A 21,111-nucleotide genomic window follows, 5' to 3' on the forward strand; every position below is an offset into this window, starting at 1 on the left:
TTCTCTATATGTAAAAACCTTTTTACATTTTAAAGGGTAAGCCATTTGGACTTTTGTGTCAAATTGTTTTTACATTTTGAATAGAGCTTATTGCACTAAACTGCCCGCTATGAACAAAAGCAGCCGATCACATGGATCAGCTGCTTTCTTTGAATTATCCGATTTTCGTTCCGTTAGGGATATGCATGTCTGGCTTCAACAGCACAACATCTCCCTGTTCTGGCAGTCCGCCTAGAACCAAAACTTCCGACTTGAATCCCGCGATCCGGCGCGGTGGAACATTGACGACACCCACGTTCTGTTTTCCAACGACATCTTCAGCTGTATATCTTTTTGTAATTTGTGCGCTGGAAGACCTGATGCCCATTTCTGCGCCAAAGTCAATTTCCGGTTTGATCGCCGGGACTTTGGCTTTGGCAACAAATTCAGCACTAATAACTGTGCCTACACGAAGATGCAGTGTTTTAGAAAATCATCCAATGCTGCCATACGCAATTTCTCCCCGCATCCAGACTTCTGCGTGTCTCTCTGCAAATTGTTGGAAGGAGACAGGCGCATTCCCAGTCACTCTCATTACAGTATCCGTAATTCGATCTTCCGCTCCTTCCTCGCGAATTTTACGGTCGAGTTCGGTCATGATCTCAGCATACTCCTTACTTAACCCTGCCGCTAGCCAGCTGCGGATCAATTCATCGTCGGATATTGACCGGTGTGTAATCTTTCTACCCGTTACTTCACTAATCATTCGACTAACGTCATCATATGAAAGAGAATCGGGTCCCGTAATGATATGCTCCGTATTATGTGCATCCTCATCAGTAAGTGCTCTATAAGCGACTGCTGCGATATCTTCGGCTGCCACAAAACCAATCTTGCCTTCCCCTGCTGCGCTAATGATCAAATCCTGCTGCGAGATGGTTGTTGCATGCTGACCTTCGGTAAAATTTTGCATGAAATAGGAAGGCCTGAGTACGGTCCATTCCGGAACCGATTGCTTCAGTAATCGATGAACAGGGCCAAATACCGAACCTTCCTCCGGGATGGATGCACTGCTAAGAAATACAAACCGGCGTACTCCCTGCTCCAAAGCCGTTTGAATAAATGGCTTCATAACTTTAATGGGTTCCGGATCGCCCACGGGCGCCACCAAATAAACGCGTTCAACATGATACAGGGCAGGAAGAAACGTCGAACTGTCGTACCAGTCGAAATGGACTTGTTTCTCCGGGTCTGTAATGGCTTCTGCATTTCTCATGGCAATGGTAAAGGAATACCCCTGTTGATCCAGCCTTTCCGCAATTCTTTTTCCCGTCTTTCCTGTGCCGCCTGTAATAAGTATTTTTCCATGATTCATCATTTTGATTTTATCTCCTTTTACATGTCGATTTAAAAACTTAATCTTGTGCTGCTTCAAGTAAAACCGCCGGATTCCAATAATCCTTAAAAAGCGTTATCTTCCCATCCTTTAAGTGGAACACGGAGATATACGACTGCCGATACGGTCTTTCTGTTTCTGTCATTACTGCATTGCATGTATACTCGGCAGCGATTTTATCTTTGGTTACAAGCAGGTCTGGAGATGAGAAAGAGAGAACCCTCATTCGCTTGAACAGTTCATAAATATAGTTACGAATCTCTTCAATACCAACCAGCCTTTGAGTATAACCCGCGGGAGCATAAGGAAACTCAACGACGGCATCTTCACTAAATAGCGTGAACCATTTTTCGAAATCCTCCGTTACTAAGCTGCTTTGAAACACCTTTAGCATTTCGGTTGCCTGGGCATGCAGAACATTTTCGCTTTTCATATTCATCCCTCCTGTTTTTAATAGACCATTTAGTCCGAAATGAGCAAAAAAATAATTGAATCGGACTGTTTAGTCTAGAATTCCGAAAAATAATAATGAAGCAATGAGTCGGCTTCATTATTGATCTAAGGCAGATAAACTTACTGTGACGTAATCATCCATAACCTTGGGGTCACTCGTCATTTTGGCCAATTGGATCAAGGAGTATCTTGCAAAATTCAAGTAACGAGCCAAAGCTCGAAGGTCTCGGTCACTCGCAATTTCTCCATTCTCCTGTCCCCGAACCAAAGCTGCATAAAAGGCTTCTTCCAGCGTATTCAAATCCTCCGATAAAAATGATCTGATCTCCATATCATGAGCCATCTGATCAATGGCTGAAAAAATAATAAAGCATTCCTTTTGCCGGTTCTTATCCTTTAATACCTTTGCTGCTTCATGAAATACATAAGCTATCCCCTGCTTTGCAGATTCAGAGGTCGCTAAATACTTCATGGCTGCGCTGCTCTTTTCATTTACGTAATGCTTCAAAGCAAGGATGAACAAGTCTCTTTTCGTACCATAAGTGTCATACAAGCTTTGCCGGGCAATACCGAGTCCTTTCAGCAGCTGAGGCAACGAGGTTCCCTCATAGCCGTAATGTCCGAAAACCTCCATAGCTTTACGAAGTACTTCCAACGTATCAAACTCTTTGTTTCTTCCCAATTTCACCCTCCTTTGATCGTCATTATATCCTTTTCGGACTAAACAGTCAAGAAAAAAACGACATATCTACACAGATTTAGGTGAGAAACTTCCTTCCCCAGCCTCTAATCGAATCGATGATACATGGCAGGGTTTTTGATGATCATGGCAGCCTGCCCTATGCGCAGAAACCTTTCCTGATCTCTAAATCAAATGTGACGCCTCTTATGATTTTCCCTTCTTTGAAACAATTTTAATCAACGGAAATGAACATCTACTTCATATATCTCCAAAACATTTGCTTTTCGTATCCATATTTTTTACGGTTGCATGCCATGGACAAGGCAACGGATGTGTTGCTCATCTATCAATTCACTTCGATATAAATCTTCTACTACGTGGATCTCCCTGCAAATTCTCGGCTCTGTTCGGCATCCTCACCAATGATAGGTACTTCGTAAACTCTGCCCCTTCCGTAATGTGTACACCGACCACAAGAAAGTGGCAAACACTGCGTCTTCTTAACATGGAATAGTCCCCTGCTCTTGTCCTCCGACAATCAACAGAAGACTATTTCATTTTGTTTTCCTATTAACCCAATCCATGTGAAGCCAAAAGAATAATATATCTTATCACTTTGAGGAGGTTGATCTCTATGACATTGGTAAGATACTCTACTGGTCCAGTTGAAAATGCTATTAATTTGTCGACACTTCCGGGAGAATCCAGAACTTTTTTCGCAAAGGCAGTCAATAACGGAAGTAGCACTGCTAAGGTGCGTATCCGTTTATTCCGTTTGAATGGTGAAAAAACTTTGGTTAGATCCGTTATTTTCACTCTTGCACCAGGCGCTTCCAGCTTCCGAGTTCTGAACGTGGCTAATTTGGTTCAATTTGAAGTTGAGTATACTACAAACAGCAAACATGTCCTTGTGTCAGGATGGGGTAAAAACGCATCTGGCCGACTCGTTGCAGCTCATCGCTTCTCACCTACTGAATTGGCGAAGAAGCGTATTAAAAAGCATAGATAATAATTAATAGCTTGGAGATCCACCTGCTTCCGCAGAGGTGGGTCTTTTTTTGTATGTATCTCTAATCGGTAATCGGTATATGTTCCTCTGCCGCACTTCCTCCATACCAAATCTGTCTGCTTCCCCATCCTGTCGTAGAATAATAGGAGGTCTCAAATCGTGGCCCGCACCGTCCAAAGGCCACATGGCATGTTTATGAGCAAATCCCTTATCCTTCAGCCTCTTCATGATTACTCATTCGTCCTTGCGAAAAGCCATACCCCATCGTCTGTTCCCGAAGTGAAAGCAAGCCCGCTATTGTCTCATCCAATAAGGATCGGGCGTATCTAGAAATAGCCCTTCGGTTTACCGGATGCGCGTGCCAACACAAAAACACCTCCAAGGATGTTTCCATATCTCAGGATATGGTTGCATTCTCTTGAAGGTGCTTTAGTATGCCATCGGTCCATGATGCACACATGGGAGAGTTGTTGAAGGATTTCCGTATTACAGGTATTGAACGGCGATGAAGTAGAACATACCGTCCGAATTGAAGTTACCTACAATCGTAGGGGCTCCTTTTTTCTCAAAAACAACGCGGTCAGATGGGAAAGCTTCCTTCGTTGCTTTGTATCCGGTCAGATCAACACCAAGCCAATTTTTAGCCTGCTCCGTAGCTTGTGCTAACAGCTGCTTTTCGGTGAGTGCTTTGATGGATTTTTCATATTTATCAATAACATCCTGATCCTTGCCATACAGATCATCTGCCAATGCTCTGGCGTTCACACTTTGGACATCAAGCGTTTTTTTGTCGATCTCTATCCACGTCCCGAAATCACCGTCCACGAACATGAACTCATACACTTGTTTAGTCCCTTTTTTAATAAGAGAGACACCGGCCAGCTCTCCCTGTTCCACACCTTCCAGTTTGTCGAAAACAGCTTCCGCAGCATCTTGTACAGAAGAGTCTACTGCATCCGGTTGAATTGACTCGGAAGTGTGGCTCAGCTTGTCATCATTAATGTAGTAGGTCAGATTGTCAGTACTGATGTTAGCATTACTAATTTTTCCTTTTGCATCAAAAATAACATGGCTATATGGGGATTTTTTAATGGAATAGGACCATTCCTTCGCGCCGAAGGACTCACCTTTGTCAAGTTTATAAGCAGTGCCCGTTATTTTCTTTAATGTTTGCTCCACTTTCTTGACTGCCGCAGCAGGTGCAGTTGTTGCGTTTTTTTCAGCTGCAGTAACCGTTGATCCGACACTGGCTGCACTAGCCTGTGTTTGAGAATAGGCCATAGAAGTGGCACCAATGATTCCTGCCAGTGCTACAGAGCTGAGTACTTTGTACATCTTTTTCATAATGGTTCCTCCATATTGTGTAATTTGTTTTACACCTATATAACGCTCAAGAACCTAGCGATTGTGACATAAAATATTTTTTATCCTAAAATTATGATTTTCAAGAAATGAAAATACTTCAAAAGGCCGTTTGCATCGTTTGCTTAAATGCAAATCATTTTATGAACAATTACTGAATGTTTTGAATTTAAACTATATTCGATGTATCGAATGCACTACAATGTGTAGTAAGTGATTATATCAATTTATATATATCGGAGGGCTTCTTATAATGGTACTTACATTATTAAGCATATTAATGATTGTGTTATTGTCCGGATACATGGTTCTGAACACCCATAAACAAAAAAGCAGAATCACGGGCATGCCTGGAATGATGATTGCCATGAGCATTGGAATGATGTCTAGTCTTGCCCTTGGTTTTCAACTGGGCATTGTGTTTGATCATGATTTGGCAGTTCCTTCAATTATCGCTATTTTATTCGGTTTGGGGACCGGTTACTTTACAGGAAAGCCTGTGAGCATACTGGCATCGTTGGATGGTATGTTGGCTGGAATTATGGGTGGAATGATGGGGGCCATGCTCGGTTCAATGCTTGGTTTTACCTATATCATGGCATTGTTTATTGATATCTTGTTTATCCTTATCTTTTGTGTTGTTCTTCAATTAACAAGTTCAAATTCAGTGGAAACCCATAAAACCAAACGTAACGGGATCAGCGTGCCCTTTATTGCAGGTATCATAACGGTTGCCTTTGGAACGGTTTCGGTCGGTTTACTGCTTTTTAATCAGTATCAAGATCATCGAGCCTCAGCAGTTTCTTCCCAAAATAAGCAACAGAGCTCTGCTCAAGAAAATGCAGGCTATAAGGTGATTTCAGTGGATGTCAAATCCAATGGTTTTAGCCAAGACAATATTGTAGTCCAAGCAGGTGTTCCTACAAAATTAAATTTTATAAAACAGACAGGCTATACTTGTATAAAAAGTGTGGAGTCCACGGATCTGGGCATTGATGTGTACCTTGAAAAGGGAGATAACTTCATTACGTTAAATGATTTGAAACCTGGAACATATCATTTCAATTGTGGCATGTATATGTACTATGGAACGATCACTGTTGTGTAACGTGAAATTTTCCGCCCGCTCCATGTTGGTGAACGCCGAAGTGTAGTTTCCTGAAAGGATATTCTATCTTCATTCTCTTCATTCAATGCGTGGTTTTCACACAAAAGTTAACCGCCCAATGAAAGGCGGTTAACTTAATCCAATGGCTATTCATCTATCGATGCTATTTTTGTCTCCTTTCAGCCCAAAATTTAATCCAGCGTTTTCTTTGACAAGTGTTATAGCGAGTTTACGAACTTTACCTCCGGAAAGTGGCTATCCGGTCCCTTCATTAATATTCCGCCTTTATTTTTCAAATACATATCAAAAAAGTCCAGCATATAGGCATTGATTATGGAGCTCGCTCTCTCAGGCGCAATCTTTCCTGTAATGCCAAGCATGTTGAACATCGGAGAAATGAACTGGACGTCGGTAAAATTCAAATGCTCTGTATTTTCGATATAGAGAACTTGTCCCCCTTCGTCGACCGTTTCGCGCATCCGTTCAAGCTCCAATTTTTTATCTTCCGTTACTTGATCTTCCCACTCTCTTGTTGAGCCCATACGGTTAAGCTCTGCATCGGTGTAGACCCGGTCATCCATCACCCTTTTTAGTTTCTCGAAATAGCTCTCCGAGTTGATGAACAAAAACGGCTTTCGCAGACCCTCTCGGTCACGCAGCCGATAAAGCCCTCCATCAAGGTCGACTCCTGCCGTGATGCGCGGATCGTAAGAAGCATCATAGGCCGTCGCTCCGCCGATGGAATGGCCGAACACCCCGACATGACCGAGATCCATCCTCCCTTTGAGATGACTTGGAATCTGCCCTGATTGGATGAGCTCGAATTGGTCCAGCACGAACGCCACATCGTCGGTTAGAACTTTTCCTAACTCGTCGCGAACTCTTCTACTCGTCCGGTAATCCTGGTCGGGCGAAAATAAGTCGTTCGTTGTGCCCCTCGTGATTCGTCCGTCCGGAAATTCGGTTGCAATTGTATTGTAGGTGTGGTCGACCACGGCCACGATATATCCGTGACTCGCGAGATTTTCGGCTTGCGACGTGTGAAGGAACCTTGAGGAACCATTGCCTGGATTCGCCAGGATTAGCGGGTATTGAGTCTGTGCCGAAGAAACTTCGGCCCCCGAATAAGCATGACTGGATACGTACTTTAGGTGTTGAAAAGTAAACCCGGGAAGACCATAGCTCTCCGCCATATAAGATAAGATTCCGGTATCGGGGATAAAGGGCGTGTACTTTCCGGTGTCAGCTTGAGCCGGATACCATACCTGAACCATCAACTCCCTCTTGCCTGTCGCGGAATTTCCAAATGTCTCCTCCCGGTTTGAATCGACGAAATGAAAAACTTGCGTGCCAACCTTCAACTTGCCAGTTGGCGCCGGAAAGTCGAATACGGGAAACACATAGAGGAAGCACCCCGTTGTGATTAACCCAATCACGATAAAAAGTCGGCCCAGCACCCTACGGATTCGCGAAGCAGTCCGAACGACTTTCGGCATTATGAAAACGTCTTTAAGCGAAAGCACAAGCATCAGGATCGTAAAACCGTATAAAAATAAAAGCTGAACCCTGTATCCTTCGACAAGCAAATGTGTCACTAAAAAAATGGAGCCTGCTCCGCTTGTCAGGAGCAAAGCTGATCTTCGAATACGTGGATTGAAAATGAACAGGAGTGCCAACAAACAAGCACTTGAAAAGAAAAGCAGCATTTCAAAAAACCTCACACCAACTCCCCCTTAAAAATAATCCTATCAATGGATTAGTATAGAGGGACAGCTAGGTTGATACCATTGATCTAGATGACAATTGCCTTACACTCATGTAAGGTTGACCAGACGCCCAATTTGATTACACTCTTCAGCAAACCAAATATCCCCGTCGCTACCTAGCGCAATACCGTGCGGTTCTGCATTTTTCATAGGAATCGGATATTCCGTAATCATTCCATCGATCGTTATTCGACCGATCTTGTTGCCGCCCCATTCCGTAAACCAAAGATCCCCGTTCCTTCCAGAGATTATAGCGTGGGGACGAGCGTTCGGCGTAGGAATCGGAAATTCCTTTATTTCGCCTGAAGGCGTAATTCTACCGATGTTATTTGCATTAATTTGCACAAACCAAACAGCCCCATCCGGCCCGCAAGCAATACCGACAGGCCCGGAATTCGGTGTAGGGATTTGATACTCCATCATTTTCCCATCCGTGGTTATTCTTCCGATCGTATTGTTTTGATTCTGTGTAAACCATAACGCCTTATCAGGACCCGTAATAATAAAAGAGGGGAACGTATCCTGGGCAGGCAAATCAAACTCCGTCATTTCCCCTCTCGTTGTTATCCTTCCGATCTTTCCGCTCTTCATCTGGGTAAACCAAATCCCACCGTCAGGACCTTCTGTAATCCCGAATGGCGCAGAGCCCGAAGTCGGCACATCATATTCTTTGAATTGACCGTTTAACGACATTCTGCCAATCTTATTTGCGTTATATTCTGTGAACCACAGGTCGCCCGCCTGATCCGAAATGATAGACATCGCTCCAGCGTTTTCTGTCGGAATCGAGAATGATGTGATCTTGCCTTTGGCGTCTATTCGCCCGATATAATTGCCCTTTTGTTCCGTAAACCAAATGGCTCCGTCTTTCCCGGCAGTGATTCCGTACGGCCCTGATTCATGATTGCCGACTGCATATTCAATAATCGTGTGTGTCATACGCTCCCCCTCCAGCAAATTACGCAATGTATCTAAATCCCCGTATACCATTGCTTCAATGTATGGATTGATGCTTTCGATATCATTGTCCCAATTCAGAGAAAACTGCGAACTTAAAACAATCGATTTCACTTTTAGATTTGCAGAACATCGAGCAATTCTAGTGCAGCTCGTTATGTTTCCTCCCCAAAAAACAAAGAGGACCTTAAAAGAGCCCTCGATTCGAAATAGGATATTTTTGAACATTGATCTATATGCGGAAATTAATCGTAGATCACATTTTTTCCTTCTTCACTTAATTTTTTTAAAGATGCAAGCATATGATTGATCTCTTCATCGGAGTGTCTTTCCCATGAAGCTAATTCAGCGACTATCTTTAGAGGTGATTTAGATCTATATGAGCGTGTCGGGTTTCCAGGAAATCTTTTATCCGTTAAGTTAGGATCATTTTCAAAATCTCCTAAAGGTTCTACAATATAGATCCGTTCTTTTGAATTAGATCTTGCTAGTTCAGCTCCCCATTTGGCAGCATTCAATGTTGCAGTAAAGTATATATGGTTAGATTTTTTTTCTTGGTAATTGGATAAGTATTGCGGTTCCAATAAATCACCAATTTTCAGTTCTGCTTTAGTACCATGAAAAAAAGGACCTTGATCCAAGACATCTTTTTTGGCTTCCATACGGATGCACCTCTTTTATTTTTTGATTTGTCTTTAGCAGTATAGTGTAGGAATTACGAAAAAAACAGTCTATAAAAAAAATATTAAAAACGGTATAATTTAAGTAGAGAGAATGATATTGAACAGAAATTGCCTATATAGCAGGTGTATGAAGGATTACCTTCTCCCATGTCAATAAACAAAAACTCAACAGGGAAAGATGTGAAGGAATCGTGATAAAGCAAAAGGTATATTACGGAAAAGATATCGAGGTCATGTTTAATCCAGAGGTATGCATTCATTCCGGTATTTGCGTAAAGGGCCTCCCTGGTGTTTTTGATTTAAGCAAACGTCCTTGGGTTAATCCCGATGCCGACACTACGGAGGCCATTGCCCGACATATTGATACCTGTCCAAGCGGAGCACTGACGTATAGACGTCTGGACGATGAAAATTCAACGGAGAAAGAGGAATGAACTTGCATATTGTAGAACATGAAACCGCTAATAAAAGATTCCTTATTCGAGATAACGGCGGCATTGCTGCCGTGATGACATATGTCATTTCAAATCCGGAGCTTTATATTATCGATCACACGTTGGTCGAAAATGCTTACCGGGGACAAGGGCTTGGCGATCAGCTTGTCGAAGCTATGGTGGAATACGCACGGGAAAACGGTATCAAGATTTTGCCCTTATGCCCGTTTGCCAAGGGACGATTCGAACGTTTCTCCGAATACGCGGATGTTCTTCATAAGTAATCACGAATAATATAGTTATGATTATAATAAGATCAAAGAGCCTGAGGGTACGAAATTTCTTCGTTCATCTCAGGCTCTTCTCCTTTCATCAGTGCTCATTCGTGCATACATCATAAAATCATCCTTCTAACTCATCGCTGTTAACAACACCGCATTCGTATTAAATACACCGTGAACGATCATGCCTGGCAAGAATGTCCACTGATCCATCTTCTTCCACATTTCTGAGCTAGTCATCCTACGGGTTCGGATCTGGTCCATAACGTACAACCGGGCGTTAACCACACTCTTGTTCCGAGGAAACACTTACCTACATATTATATTATGATTTAAAAATGCCAACCCTCTAAAGAGAATTGGCATTGAGAGATGGGAATTGTGTTTAAGTCTGATATGTATTATTTCTATTGATATACCTCACCTGATCCTGCTTAGAAACGTCCTTGTTTTGTGTCGGCCCAAAGTCTAGGTATACTGCTAGGTTGTTTTTGTATTGGAAGATTGTCTTCGAAGATATTTTTGACTGGGACGATGGAGAAGGATTGTAAGAACCGCAAAAATATAAATTAGAATGGACAAGACCTCTTTCGAAGAGAACACCTGAAGAAGACCAAGGATAACAATAATCAGAGATGTTTTATACATTTTACAGCTAATAAAAATGACGGCTAATAACGCAGGGATTAACGCAATGTAGATACTAGCTTCGGCAGCTCCAAAAGCATAATATAAGCTTTCCGAATGGGCATCTAGATACATAAACTTGGCATCCGCTTCTCGAATTTTAATTTGCAGCTGCACCATCGAATATACCAAAATGATTAATTTCAAACTTAGTAAAGCGCGGGCCACATGCAACATTACAGGCATCTTCATCTTCATGCAATTAGCTTTCTCCAATCTCTATGTATATTATTTTCCTTAATTATACTTTTCAACAAACCAATAACACATTAGACTTAAGTATGGTTTTTTATTGATCCAAATTCGTAAATGTGTATTCGTTTCTTGACTCCACATTTTTCAATTTAAGCGTGATGTTTGAAAGACTTGGAGATAGAAAGAGCATAGCGAAATTTAAATCGGATTCAGCATCGGCAAAAAAATAGAAAGAGCAGCCTTCTCACAGGCTGCTCTTGAACACAGAACCTGGACTTATTTAACCAGAAATGAACCGAGGCAGATATATGTTATTCTTTTTTAAACCATGTTTTGGCCTCTTGAGAACTCAATCTCCAGATCACGAACACAGGAAGAATAACCCCAATGATAAATCCTGCGTTATGCCAGACCGCGAATTCAGTCAAGCGCAGCACAATCATAATGACTGATAATACCATTGCAGCCGTTCGTCCTGCCCCTGAACGATTATTTAATCAAAAACCCACGAAGGCTGCCGCCAAACCGGTAGCAATCATCGCAACACTTAGCCATTTTTTTTAAAGACTCGGGACTGCCAAGTAAATATATCCCATTAATTACGTTAAAAACCGCAGCAAGATACATAAGCATTTGGGTCAAACGAATAACAGCTGGTTGATGTGGGTCTTTTTCCTTAGGATTATTCATCTGACCCCCCCCTGTAATTATCTTCCAAAATGTATTTTCACCTTCTGCTCCATATTAAATGCCAGACCACCCTGAGCCTTCTGAAAATTAGGCAACAAGATGCCTTAGTCTTTTCGTTGATCTTAGCAAGCCTCTGGCCTATAACACGGTCGCCAAACTTACAATAGACCAAACAGAGCATTGGCTCGTTTGCATGTGTGCAAGGCCTCCATACCACCTTAATATTGTGGTTGGAGGCTTTAACGGATCACGGATTGTCCGTGGAGTTCAATAAAGGGTGCGGCTTTATTTGGTTTTCCAAGCCCCCAGTTTGCTGCGGACCCAGGCCGTCAAGAACAGAATCAGGCCAAAGGCGATAAACGTGGAATCAAGAAAAATGTGGCTTGTCGCCAAATACCGGTCAAAATCAACATCACTGGAAATGCCCCAGAAACTCAAGACTAAAGCCAAAAATCCAAGCGGAAAGGCGAGCGCCCGGTAATCCTTCAGTCCGGTCCACTCGGCCATTCCGGTCACCGCCGCATAAAGATACGTGGTCAATTCGATAAACGTGCCGGGAAGCCATACAGCAAGAAGTAAGGCATCGATATGTTGAAAAAACTCGCCAAGTCCGATATAACGAACGACCTCGACAAAAGGATAGTTCAGCGTGCTGGCATACTCGCCAAATAGAAAAACAGACACAAGTCCGGACATGGCCAGCGTAACCATCTCCCCCAACCAGACCATCAACACGAACAGCTTCGCCTTCCGCTGATTCGACAATAACGGGAAGTATATTCCCAACAACAGATACCCTGAGAACCAGGTGATCGGAACGATCGCCCCCTTCATCGATGGACCCGGACCTTCCCCCATGATCGGCAAAGCGTTAGATACGTTCCATTCGGGGATAGTGAGGACGGTGAGCAGCACGAACACGACGATCGTAATCGGCAAAAAAAGCTGGGCCAGGCGTCCCAGCACCTCCGCTCCTCCCCTTACCGCATAGGACACCAGAAACATAATGCCCCCGGCAATAATGAAGGAGGGCGTGTTTTCCAAAAAAACAGAGGAAATGAAGTTGCTGTAAATCCTTAGAACAACGCTGGTCAGATAAAAGCCGTAAAACAGAATAACGAACCCAGCCGCCTTTCCCACCCACTTGCCGAATACCCGCTTGCTGTACGTTATGCTCGTTTCTTGCGGAAACTTGCGGCTTAGCCACAGCATCGCCAGCACGAAGAGTACGCCGACGAGATGAGCCCAGATCGGCGACAACCATAAATCGCGTCCCGCCGCCTCCCCTGTAATTTTAGGAATCAGCAGCAGCCCGTCGTAGGCTGCTAGTGAGTACAGCAGGAGCGCAAATTGACCCGGAGAAATCTTCCCTTTTTCCACCATCAGCATCACCTCATCAACGTAATAAGCCGGCAAGCGGCTGGTATAGCCAGTCGATCAACATAATCGGCCCCGGCATTTCGGGAAATATAATGACCAGCAGGGCGGCAATCCATCCAATCGCCGCCAGGATGATAAGCATAACCCGCTCCCGGATAAGGCCTTGGTTCAGACGGAGCCACTCGAACCTGACGATCATAGCTACGACCAGCGAAACTCCCGCAATGTTCACCCAAATCATGGCTTGCTTTGCTCCTCTGGCGGCAACCCGGCAGGTGCATTATTCATACCGATCCGGCGTACGTTAATATCGACCGCCACATTGACTTCCAGCCTTGGGAAGAATTTATCCCAATGGGGCTCGAGCTTGCTCCATTCTCGGGGGTTTTGACGATGGATCGCCTCGCCGAAACCGAAAACATCGGCCCGCATACGCTGCAGCTCTGCTACCGTCTGTTTTACGATTTGCCGAATATGTTCAGCCATCGCCGCTTCAACCTTGCGGATATGTTTGGGTTCCGACATGGGCAGTCGGGTTGTATTTTGGATCATGCTCAGGTCTGAATTGATACGGATACTCATTTGCCATTCCCCTTTCTTGCGCGATGGAAGCAAGCGGCAGTCCGAACGGATGGTCGTGAGTGTTACGCGGGAAGGAGACGCTCCTTCTACATTTACGGTTTGTACCTCTCTTTTCAATTGATTCATCACCAATCTCATCGCAAAGAACGAGTCCCCCGTCATCGTTCCGACCATCTTCCCGTGGTTAAATACCGCATAACCCTTGATATAGGGAACCCCGTCACCGCCACCTCCTTCCTTCGAGGAATCGACGAAAGGCAGGATCGCCGACTGCTGATCGCTGCTAAAGTGCTGAACCAATTGACTTATCGTCATCGATTTTTGAAAGACGCGCGCGGATTCGCTTTGCAGAAGGTCCGCTCTCGTCTGTTCCAACAAATAAGGCAATTCGAAAAAATCCCGTGCTTTACCGCGGGTGACAAATGGAGTGACCCGCAGGCGAATCTCATCGTGCCGCACCAGGTAATCCAGCTGTTCACGAAACCCGTCCCGCGCAAGCGCTTCGCTGATAATCAGCACTTGCAGCTGTCCCCAATAAATTTTGCGCGGCAGCATCATTTGCAGCCGTCCCTGCGCGTCTCCCGCCGTTTCGCCGACTGCGGTGTGTATTATCGTTTTTCCTTTCTGTTCCTTACGATCCCCGCTTTGCGTCTTGCTGCTTTCCTTTTGTTGGGGAGCTGCAATTTCCAGGGTCAATTCGATGCCTCCGTCCTTTGTGCGGTCAAAGCCTGCGCTCGTGACAATCGCCAAACTGTTCACTTCTTCCCTGTCCCAACAGCCGGTCAAGGATAGAAGAGCCGCTGCCGCCACTAAAGGGAGCAGCCAATTGCGAAACCGAAGCATGGCGGATATCGGTTTTCTTTTTTCCATAAGGCTCTAACGTTCGCCACCTTTACCCGGATTTGGCCGCTGCCCTGACGCCAGGCGCCGCCGATTGCTTTTCCCCGAAAAGCTTGGACGCGCAATCATCTTCCACCACGGCAGCCGCACCGCCGCATCCTTCATATCGCTCGGCACAAACGGCGCGATCGGGGACAAATAAGGCACTCCGTAAGATCGCAGCGTGCACAGATGGATGATAATGGCAAGCAGACCGTACATGACGCCAAGAATCCCCAGCAGCCCTCCGGCCAGGATGAGCAGAATGCGCAGCAGACGGACGGCGAATTCCAGCGCATAATGCGGTGCCGTAAATCCCGCAATGCCCGTGAAAGCGATGATAATGACGATCGGTGCGGATACGAGGCCGGCGGAAACCGCCGCTTCACCCACAACGAGCGCACCGACGATCGTCACCGCCGAACCGATTTGCCGCGGAAGACGAAGGCCAGCTTCCCGCAGCACCTCAAACGCCAGCTGCATCATCAACACTTCCACGATGGTCGGGAACGGGATCTCCTCTCGGGCGGATGCAATGCTCGTCAAGAGTTTGCTCGGGATCATCTCCTGATGGAAGGTCAGCAGCGCAACATACACCGCCGGAAGCATCAGTGAAATAAACAATGTCAAGTAGCGCAAAATGCGCAGCAGGCTTGAATATAACGAACGGTTATAATAATCGTCCGCCGCCTGCAGCAAAGTAACGAGCGTTACGGGAACGATCAGCACGTCGGGCGTACCGTCGACCAGAATCACGATACGACCTTCCAGTAAGCCGGCGGCGGCGATATCGACCCGCTCCGTAAACTGCTGCTGAGGAAACGGCGAATAAGGGGCGTCCTCTGTAAGTTCCTCGATGTATCCGGTTTCCAACAGGCTGTCCATATCGATGCGCTCCAGGCGGTTCTCCACCTCCTGAATCAAGGACGGCTTCGCGATGCCTTCCATATAAGCGATATAAACCTCTGTTTCGGTATTGCGGCCAATCCGGAACGATTTTAATTTCAGCTTGACGCTCTGGACTTTTCGCCGTAACAGCGACAAATTGGTCGAAATCGATTCCGTAAAACCTTCGCGGGGACCTCGCAGCGACGGCTCGGTCTGCGGTTCTGCCACGGATCGTTTATCCCATTTGGCGATTTTAAGCAGCAGGGCCCGATCGCAATCCTCGAACAGAAGCAAAGAGTAACCTTTAATCAACTGCCCGGCGCATTCGCTAAGATCCCTGAGCTCCTCAATCGCCCCGATGGGCAAAACCCGGTTCTTGATCGATAAGATATCTCTTGGTTCCGAATCGGTCATCATCATAAGCGGCTTCATGACGTTGTTGTCGATTTCCTGGCTGTCCGACATATCGGGAATGTAGACAAGCTGTGCCGCAAGCTCGCCGCCTACCAGGAAGGAACGAAAGACGACGTCATCGGCCTGGCCCAAAATGCTCTTCAACGTGTCGACGTTTCGGTCAAGCGATGATACCAATGTCGTTGAATCGGATGAGGTGTTTTCTCTGCTCGTTTTTGGCGGGTGCGAAGACCGTTTTTGCATATGGGGTCACCTTACCTATCTCGTCAAATAAATTAATCAGGATTTGTATATATTTCCTCGTTCCGTTATTTTCACCAAAAAGTCTGATTTTATTTTTTATTCATAAATCTTGGCATCAGGCAACGAAAAAAGACGCTCCCTGATCATCCAGGAACGCCTTCTCGCATTGAATTTTCAATTTTAAAACATATTTCCGCATTTTTAAAATGGTTCAAATTCGTTAATATTTAGTGTGCATAGCTTGAGGATTCAATCCTTGACACACCCTAAAAATGCAGAAGATGAATAAGCCAGGAGCGTCGTTAAATGCGTATAGTAATACTGAACGCCTTGCTCCAGACGTCTCGGCGTTATTTCCAGATTCCCCGCCGTACCCGCCACCTTACCTGATTCAATGATTTTGGAAAAAGCATCATCCATAACCTTTTGCACTACAGGATGCCCGGCATTTCCGGGATGTCCAAGAGATTGCGAAAGGTCGGACGGACCTATAAACAACACGTCTATTCCTTCAACTTTTGCGATAGCATCAAGGTTATCGACAGCATCCTTGTCTTCGATTTGCACGCAGACCAACAAATCTTGATTAGCCTGTTCGGCATATTCGGTTAACGTGATCCCGAATCCGTAATTGGCAGACCGAGTGCCCACCGCCAAGCTTCTACTGCCGATGGGATGGTATTTTACAGCGTTGATGATTTCCCGAGCCTCTTCCGCAGAGCTGACGTGGGGCGCCTGGATCCCCATCACACCGCGATCCATGTATTGCCCGATCAGCTCCGGATCGTTCTTTTGCGGCCTAATGATCGGTGTAATGCTGCTCGCTTCCGCTGCCATGACCATGTATTCAACGGTTTCCAAGGTGATGGAACCATGCTCGCAATCAATCAGCACCCAGTCGTATCCTAATTTCCCGGCCATTTCTACAAGCTGTACAGAAGGGATCATTATGGAGACCCCTAAGGCAGCTTTACCCGCTAACAGTTTTTGCTTCATCTTATTTCGCAAAGCGGTTCCCCCCAAAAACATAACATTGGTATTTTATTCGCAACTCAATCGTTTAATCAGGTTAGCCAGCAGCTTCGTTCTAGGCACCATGCTTTCAATATCCAAAAACTCCTCCGCCGTATGTGCGTTACCGCCACGCGGACCAAGTGCATCAATCGTAGCCACCCCTACTGCCGCAGTCAGGTTGCCGTCCGATCCTGAACCTATTTTCATATCCGTTAACGACTCTCCCAGCTGCAGCGCTTCTTCTTGCACAATGTTCAATAAATGCTCAGTTTTCGCAGTTTTGATCATCGGAGGTCTTGTAATACTGCCTTGCAAAACTAACGTTGTTCCTTCAGTCGTTGCAGCCCCGCAAATATGTCTGATTTTGCGCTCCAACTCCACTGCCTGTTCCAGCGTTTCCATTCGTACATCAATAGAAGCTTTGGCATGGGCAGCAATGGTGTTGGGCGTCGTTCCGCCGCTAATCACCCCGACATTGACATGAATGCCTGCATCTGGATCGGTCAGCGCATGAAGTTGAATAATTTTATGGGCAAGTTCACCAATAGCGCTTCGTCCCTTTTCCGGTTCCTCCCCGGAATGCGCCGCCTTGCCGGTGACATGCAGTTCGAATTTGCCGCCGCCGCGCCGACCGGTTATAAGCCTCCCCGTCATATCGCTCGGTTCAACGATCAAAGCATATTTTACACTCGCCGCTTCCCGCTCAATCAATTCCCTGGAATAGATCGAACCGTGCTCTTCATCGGAATTCAGAATGATTTTGACCCGCTTGAAGCTCTCGTCACCTTGTTCGACCAATGATTTTATCGCAAACAGCGTCATGACCAAGCTGGCCTTCATGTCGTATATGCCGGGTCCGTAAGCAAAGGCTTCATCGCGTGAAAATGGCCGGCTTTGTGCGGTACCTACAGGAAATACCGTGTCCATATGTCCAATAATCAAGATGTTTATGTGCTGCCCCTCAGGATGAACAATGACCAAATGATCGCCCCGCTCGGACTGCGGATCGACCGTAACCTGAAATCCAAGCGCCTGATAGGCAGAGGCCAGTACTTTCCCCACCCGATCCACACCCGCTTTATCAAACGTCCCACTATCGATATTGACAATCTTCTCAATCAGGTCAAGCATGTCCGCTTCCTTGTTGTCCCAAAAATGGGTCGGCATCGGATCTCATCCTTTCTTTGCGGCTTTCAAAAGAGCTTCTTTTGTATTTTCACAAAAACAATCGGTAAGATATGTCGATCCATTCACATCAGCGATCTGAATTCCTTTTACTCGTTCGGAGTCCGCATATAATTCCTCATACTTAACAGCATCGTGCTGAACCGCCTGCTCTTCGCAACCTTGCAGACCTTCAAATAAAACCCTTCCCGTAAAGCCGCTTTCACCCGTAACCCCGACTAGGTGCAAAGCCGTTGGTGCAATGTCAATAATGCCTGCCGGAATATCCGTCACATGACCTTTTTTAAAGCTGGGACCGAATCCCATGCAAAATGGTCGCATATCCTCATTTCGGATAGAGCCATGGTAGGCTTTATTCTCCGTCTTGGAGTTTAAATAATGAACGACGCCTCGAATGCCATCCGGATTCATTTCGTCGGTCCACGCTGGAACCACGGCCAACAGAGGGGCCCTCTCGTGGGTAATGCTTCCGATCACCGCACTTAAAGGCAGAGCATTGTTCAGCTGCTGATGAAGCGGTTCTCTCGCCAATAACATACCGCACCAAGATTGAGCGGATAGCCAGTCAGCGAAGGCCCGCAATTCCTCGACTTGATTGTCATCCCCATAAATGAAAGCGTCCACCGCGATAAAATTCAGTTCCCTGTTCAATTCTTTTCGGGCTTGTTCCAAATAATGCTCCAGGCTACCGACCATGTTTGCCGTCGAATGTCCGTGATCGCTGATGAGCATGATATCCAGCTCATCCTCGAGGCCAAGTCGCGAGACAGCCTCCAAAATCTCGGACAAACATTGATCCACCAGCTGTAACGCTTGTTTAGCCTCTGGCGAGGCGATGCCGCAATAATGCTGCGTTTCGTCCGGTTCGGGAAGCCACAGCACCATAACGGTATTCTGCTCATCGGGCAATTGCTGTTCAATAAGCGTGCGAACGGCCCATAAAGTTCTCTCCTTTTTGCGGATGGAGACATCGGTTTCGTCAGCGACCGGGCCTCGGGCAGCATGCAATTCGCCAAGCTCTGAAATACCATAGTCGGTGGACGGATTCATGACATGCTGCGGATGGTTAAAGTTCCAGAGCAATGAAGCTCCGGGCGAACTTCCGCCCGAAACCGTCAAGCGCAAGTTCTGTTGGGCCAACCGGTCCCCGAGCGTCGGACGCAAGAGCAGATCTTCTCCCGTTCGCTGCTGAAATTGCAATATTTTCCGATGGTCACCGGTCTGCAGCAGTCCGTCTTCCGAAAAGTGAGGCGCGTACATGAGATTGCCCATCAGACCATGCTGCCCCGGATAGGATCCGGTCGTTAATGAGGCCATGCACACCCGTGTCAGCGATGGATAAGCCGAATAAAAGGATTTGAACAGCGTGCTGCTTTTCATTAACTCGCAATACGTAGGCATCGTATCGGCATTAACCTGATCAGGCCTTAATCCGTCCGTTCCGATAATAAGCACCCGCCGTCCCGAAGGACTTTTCTTTTCAGCCGTTTTTCCCATGGTTTCTCAGTCCTCTCTATTTATTCAACAGCTCGCGTATCTTGTCGGCAGCTTCCTTCATGGATTGTTGGGCCGGAACATTTTCGGCATAGGTTCTTCCGAGCGCATTTTGGATTTCAGACTCTATCTTTTCGAAGTCAGGCACGACCGGGATTCCCTTCCCGTAAGGAAGCTGGTCGACAGTGATTTTGAAGAACGGATTTTCTTCATAAAACTTCGTCATTTCAGACGCGGTGACGGCAGATTTGCGAATCGGCATGTATCCGGTATGCTGGGCAAAATAAATGGTTTGCTGCTTATCGGTAAGGAACTTCATGAACTTCCAGGCTGCATCTTGCTTCTCCTTTGGGGCCTTGGCCACAATGGCGAGATTTCCCCCGGAGGTTGAAGGAACAGCATATTCTTTAAACTTTGGCACAAAATCGACGCCAAGCTCAAACTTTACATTATTTTGAATTTGGTTCAGGTCTCCTGTCGAGGCCAGCAGGAACGCGACCTTGCCGTTTTGGAAATTGATCATTTCTTGATCGCCGTCTCTATTCCCGCCCATAGGCTGCATCATCGTTTTATCGTCATATATCATTTTCCGATACATTTCCAGACCTTGAATCGCTGGCGCTTGGTCGATCACAACATCCTTATGATCCGGCGTAAGAATATCTCCGCCATTGGACCACATCAACGAGTAGTAGTAAAGGGGAGGCAGCAATGACGCATAGCCGAATCGTTCGGTCTTCCCATCCTTGACGACGGTCGCTTTCTTCGCAGCAGCCATCATATCATCCCAAGTGGTAACCGGGTGCTCCGGATCAAGCTCGATCTCCTTCGCGATATCTTTATTGTAGTACAGGATCGGCGTACTCCGGTTGAAGGGAAGGGTGTATGTCTTTCCTTCAATTAAAGTGTCATCTACAAAGCTGTCCACAAAATCGTCGTACTTAAACTCCGGATCATTTTGAATATAAGAGTCAAGCGGCAGCAATGCTTTATTGTAAGCAAAGGCCGGCCAGAATCTCGCGTTCAACTGAACAACATCCGGTACAGCATTGCCCACAATTGCCGTCAACAATTTCTTGCCGATATTATTCGTACTTTCCTGGAACACCGCATTGACCTTCACTTCATCTTGCGATTGATTGAATTGTTCGGTCAAGTCTTTGATGGTGTCCCCGATCACGCCGCTATTGCCGTACCAGAACTCGATTTGTACCGGACCCTGCTTGCTATTTTGCTCTGATGAGGAGGAAGACGAAGCTCCTTGCCCGCAACCTGCAAGTACCATAACCAAACTTGACGCCACGAGAACACTTTTAATGAATGTACTTTTCAATGGTTTCACCTCGTTGT

Annotated in this window: 21 protein-coding genes and 1 pseudogene; 4 read left to right on the plus strand and 18 right to left on the minus strand. The window is 46.0% G+C overall.

The window, feature by feature from the left end; all coding sequences use genetic code 11:
- Window positions 1-154 precede the first annotated feature (154 nt).
- From csaA to SNR34_RS17180, 4 genes and pseudogenes are all read right to left on the minus strand, one after another.
- Window positions 155-489: pseudogene (csaA, locus tag SNR34_RS17165) on the minus strand (chaperone CsaA).
- Window positions 473-1,357, minus strand: a complete 885-nt coding sequence (locus SNR34_RS17170) for an ergot alkaloid biosynthesis protein (protein ID WP_486179717.1) — start codon at window positions 1,355-1,357, stop codon at window positions 473-475. The pseudogene csaA and the gene SNR34_RS17170 overlap by 17 nt, the downstream one beginning before the upstream one ends.
- Window positions 1,358-1,394: 37 nt before the next feature.
- Complete coding sequence (locus SNR34_RS17175) at window positions 1,395-1,808, minus strand: nuclear transport factor 2 family protein (RefSeq protein ID WP_486179718.1); 414 nt, start codon at window positions 1,806-1,808, stop codon at window positions 1,395-1,397.
- 117 nt (window positions 1,809-1,925) lie between these two features.
- Entirely contained in the window at window positions 1,926-2,510 is a 585-nt protein-coding gene (locus SNR34_RS17180) for a TetR/AcrR family transcriptional regulator (RefSeq protein WP_486179719.1), read from the minus strand.
- A 634-nt stretch (window positions 2,511-3,144) separates the two neighbouring features.
- Here SNR34_RS17180 and SNR34_RS17185 point away from each other — a divergent pair.
- The gene (locus SNR34_RS17185; protein WP_236412624.1) at window positions 3,145-3,519 is read left to right on the plus strand and encodes a hypothetical protein; all 375 of its coding nucleotides are present in this window, start codon (window positions 3,145-3,147) and stop codon (window positions 3,517-3,519) included.
- Between the two features lie 486 nt (window positions 3,520-4,005).
- Here SNR34_RS17185 and SNR34_RS17190 read toward each other — a convergent pair whose 3' ends face one another.
- Window positions 4,006-4,863: a hypothetical protein gene (locus tag SNR34_RS17190; RefSeq protein WP_236412622.1), complete on the minus strand. Its 858-nt coding sequence runs from the start codon at window positions 4,861-4,863 to the stop codon at window positions 4,006-4,008.
- A 271-nt stretch (window positions 4,864-5,134) separates the two neighbouring features.
- Between SNR34_RS17190 and SNR34_RS17195 the strand changes: the two genes are divergently transcribed.
- A complete protein-coding gene (locus SNR34_RS17195; RefSeq protein WP_236412621.1) occupies window positions 5,135-5,989 on the plus strand; it encodes a cupredoxin domain-containing protein in 855 nt (284 codons plus the stop codon).
- Window positions 5,990-6,207: 218 nt separating this feature from the next.
- On the opposite strand, the gene SNR34_RS17200 is transcribed toward SNR34_RS17195, so the two are convergent.
- The 3 genes from SNR34_RS17200 to arr form a co-directional block, all read right to left on the minus strand.
- The gene (locus SNR34_RS17200) at window positions 6,208-7,710 is read right to left on the minus strand and encodes an alpha/beta hydrolase family protein (protein WP_486179720.1); all 1,503 of its coding nucleotides are present in this window, start codon (window positions 7,708-7,710) and stop codon (window positions 6,208-6,210) included.
- 93 nt (window positions 7,711-7,803) lie between these two features.
- Window positions 7,804-8,694: a Vgb family protein gene (locus SNR34_RS17205; protein ID WP_486182477.1), complete on the minus strand. Its 891-nt coding sequence runs from the start codon at window positions 8,692-8,694 to the stop codon at window positions 7,804-7,806.
- A 263-nt stretch (window positions 8,695-8,957) separates the two neighbouring features.
- Window positions 8,958-9,374, minus strand: coding sequence for an NAD(+)--rifampin ADP-ribosyltransferase (gene arr / locus SNR34_RS17210; protein WP_236412618.1), 417 nt, complete (start codon window positions 9,372-9,374; stop codon window positions 8,958-8,960).
- A 212-nt stretch (window positions 9,375-9,586) separates the two neighbouring features.
- Here arr and SNR34_RS17215 point away from each other — a divergent pair, with 212 nt between their 5' ends.
- Together SNR34_RS17215 and SNR34_RS17220 are read left to right on the plus strand one after the other, a co-directional pair.
- Entirely contained in the window at window positions 9,587-9,829 is a 243-nt protein-coding gene (locus SNR34_RS17215) for a (4Fe-4S)-binding protein (protein WP_290371407.1), read from the plus strand.
- Window positions 9,826-10,113: a GNAT family N-acetyltransferase gene (locus tag SNR34_RS17220; protein ID WP_438286784.1), complete on the plus strand. Its 288-nt coding sequence runs from the start codon at window positions 9,826-9,828 to the stop codon at window positions 10,111-10,113. The genes SNR34_RS17215 and SNR34_RS17220 overlap by 4 nt, the downstream gene beginning before the upstream one ends.
- 477 nt (window positions 10,114-10,590) lie before the next feature.
- Here SNR34_RS17220 and SNR34_RS17225 read toward each other — a convergent pair whose 3' ends face one another.
- The 10 genes from SNR34_RS17225 to SNR34_RS17270 form a co-directional block, all read right to left on the minus strand.
- Window positions 10,591-10,995 carry a hypothetical protein gene (locus SNR34_RS17225; RefSeq protein WP_486179721.1) on the minus strand — a complete coding sequence of 135 codons (405 nt, stop codon included), beginning with the start codon at window positions 10,993-10,995 and terminating at the stop codon, window positions 10,591-10,593.
- A gap of 486 nt (window positions 10,996-11,481) precedes the next feature.
- Window positions 11,482-11,682, minus strand: coding sequence for a hypothetical protein (locus SNR34_RS17230; protein WP_486179722.1), 201 nt, complete (start codon window positions 11,680-11,682; stop codon window positions 11,482-11,484).
- A gap of 285 nt (window positions 11,683-11,967) precedes the next feature.
- Window positions 11,968-13,065 carry a GerAB/ArcD/ProY family transporter gene (locus SNR34_RS17235; RefSeq protein WP_486179723.1) on the minus strand — a complete coding sequence of 366 codons (1,098 nt, stop codon included), beginning with the start codon at window positions 13,063-13,065 and terminating at the stop codon, window positions 11,968-11,970.
- A gap of 13 nt (window positions 13,066-13,078) precedes the next feature.
- Window positions 13,079-13,303: a hypothetical protein gene (locus SNR34_RS17240; RefSeq protein WP_486179724.1), complete on the minus strand. Its 225-nt coding sequence runs from the start codon at window positions 13,301-13,303 to the stop codon at window positions 13,079-13,081.
- Window positions 13,300-14,514, minus strand: a complete 1,215-nt coding sequence (locus SNR34_RS17245; protein WP_486179725.1) for a Ger(x)C family spore germination protein — start codon at window positions 14,512-14,514, stop codon at window positions 13,300-13,302. Before SNR34_RS17245 ends, SNR34_RS17240 begins: the two co-directional genes overlap by 4 nt.
- Before the next feature lie 6 nt (window positions 14,515-14,520).
- Entirely contained in the window at window positions 14,521-16,068 is a 1,548-nt protein-coding gene (locus SNR34_RS17250; protein WP_486179726.1) for a spore germination protein, read from the minus strand.
- A 249-nt stretch (window positions 16,069-16,317) separates the two neighbouring features.
- The gene (locus SNR34_RS17255; RefSeq protein ID WP_486179727.1) at window positions 16,318-17,064 is read right to left on the minus strand and encodes an HpcH/HpaI aldolase family protein; all 747 of its coding nucleotides are present in this window, start codon (window positions 17,062-17,064) and stop codon (window positions 16,318-16,320) included.
- Window positions 17,065-17,109: 45 nt separating this feature from the next.
- The gene (locus tag SNR34_RS17260; RefSeq protein ID WP_486179728.1) at window positions 17,110-18,249 is read right to left on the minus strand and encodes a M20 family metallopeptidase; all 1,140 of its coding nucleotides are present in this window, start codon (window positions 18,247-18,249) and stop codon (window positions 17,110-17,112) included.
- 6 nt (window positions 18,250-18,255) lie between these two features.
- Entirely contained in the window at window positions 18,256-19,764 is a 1,509-nt protein-coding gene (locus SNR34_RS17265) for an alkaline phosphatase family protein (protein WP_486179729.1), read from the minus strand.
- A 16-nt stretch (window positions 19,765-19,780) separates the two neighbouring features.
- Window positions 19,781-21,103 carry an ABC transporter substrate-binding protein gene (locus tag SNR34_RS17270; RefSeq protein ID WP_486179730.1) on the minus strand — a complete coding sequence of 441 codons (1,323 nt, stop codon included), beginning with the start codon at window positions 21,101-21,103 and terminating at the stop codon, window positions 19,781-19,783.
- Window positions 21,104-21,111 lie beyond the last annotated feature (8 nt).

This window comes from Paenibacillus sp. XP01, assembly GCF_057364885.1.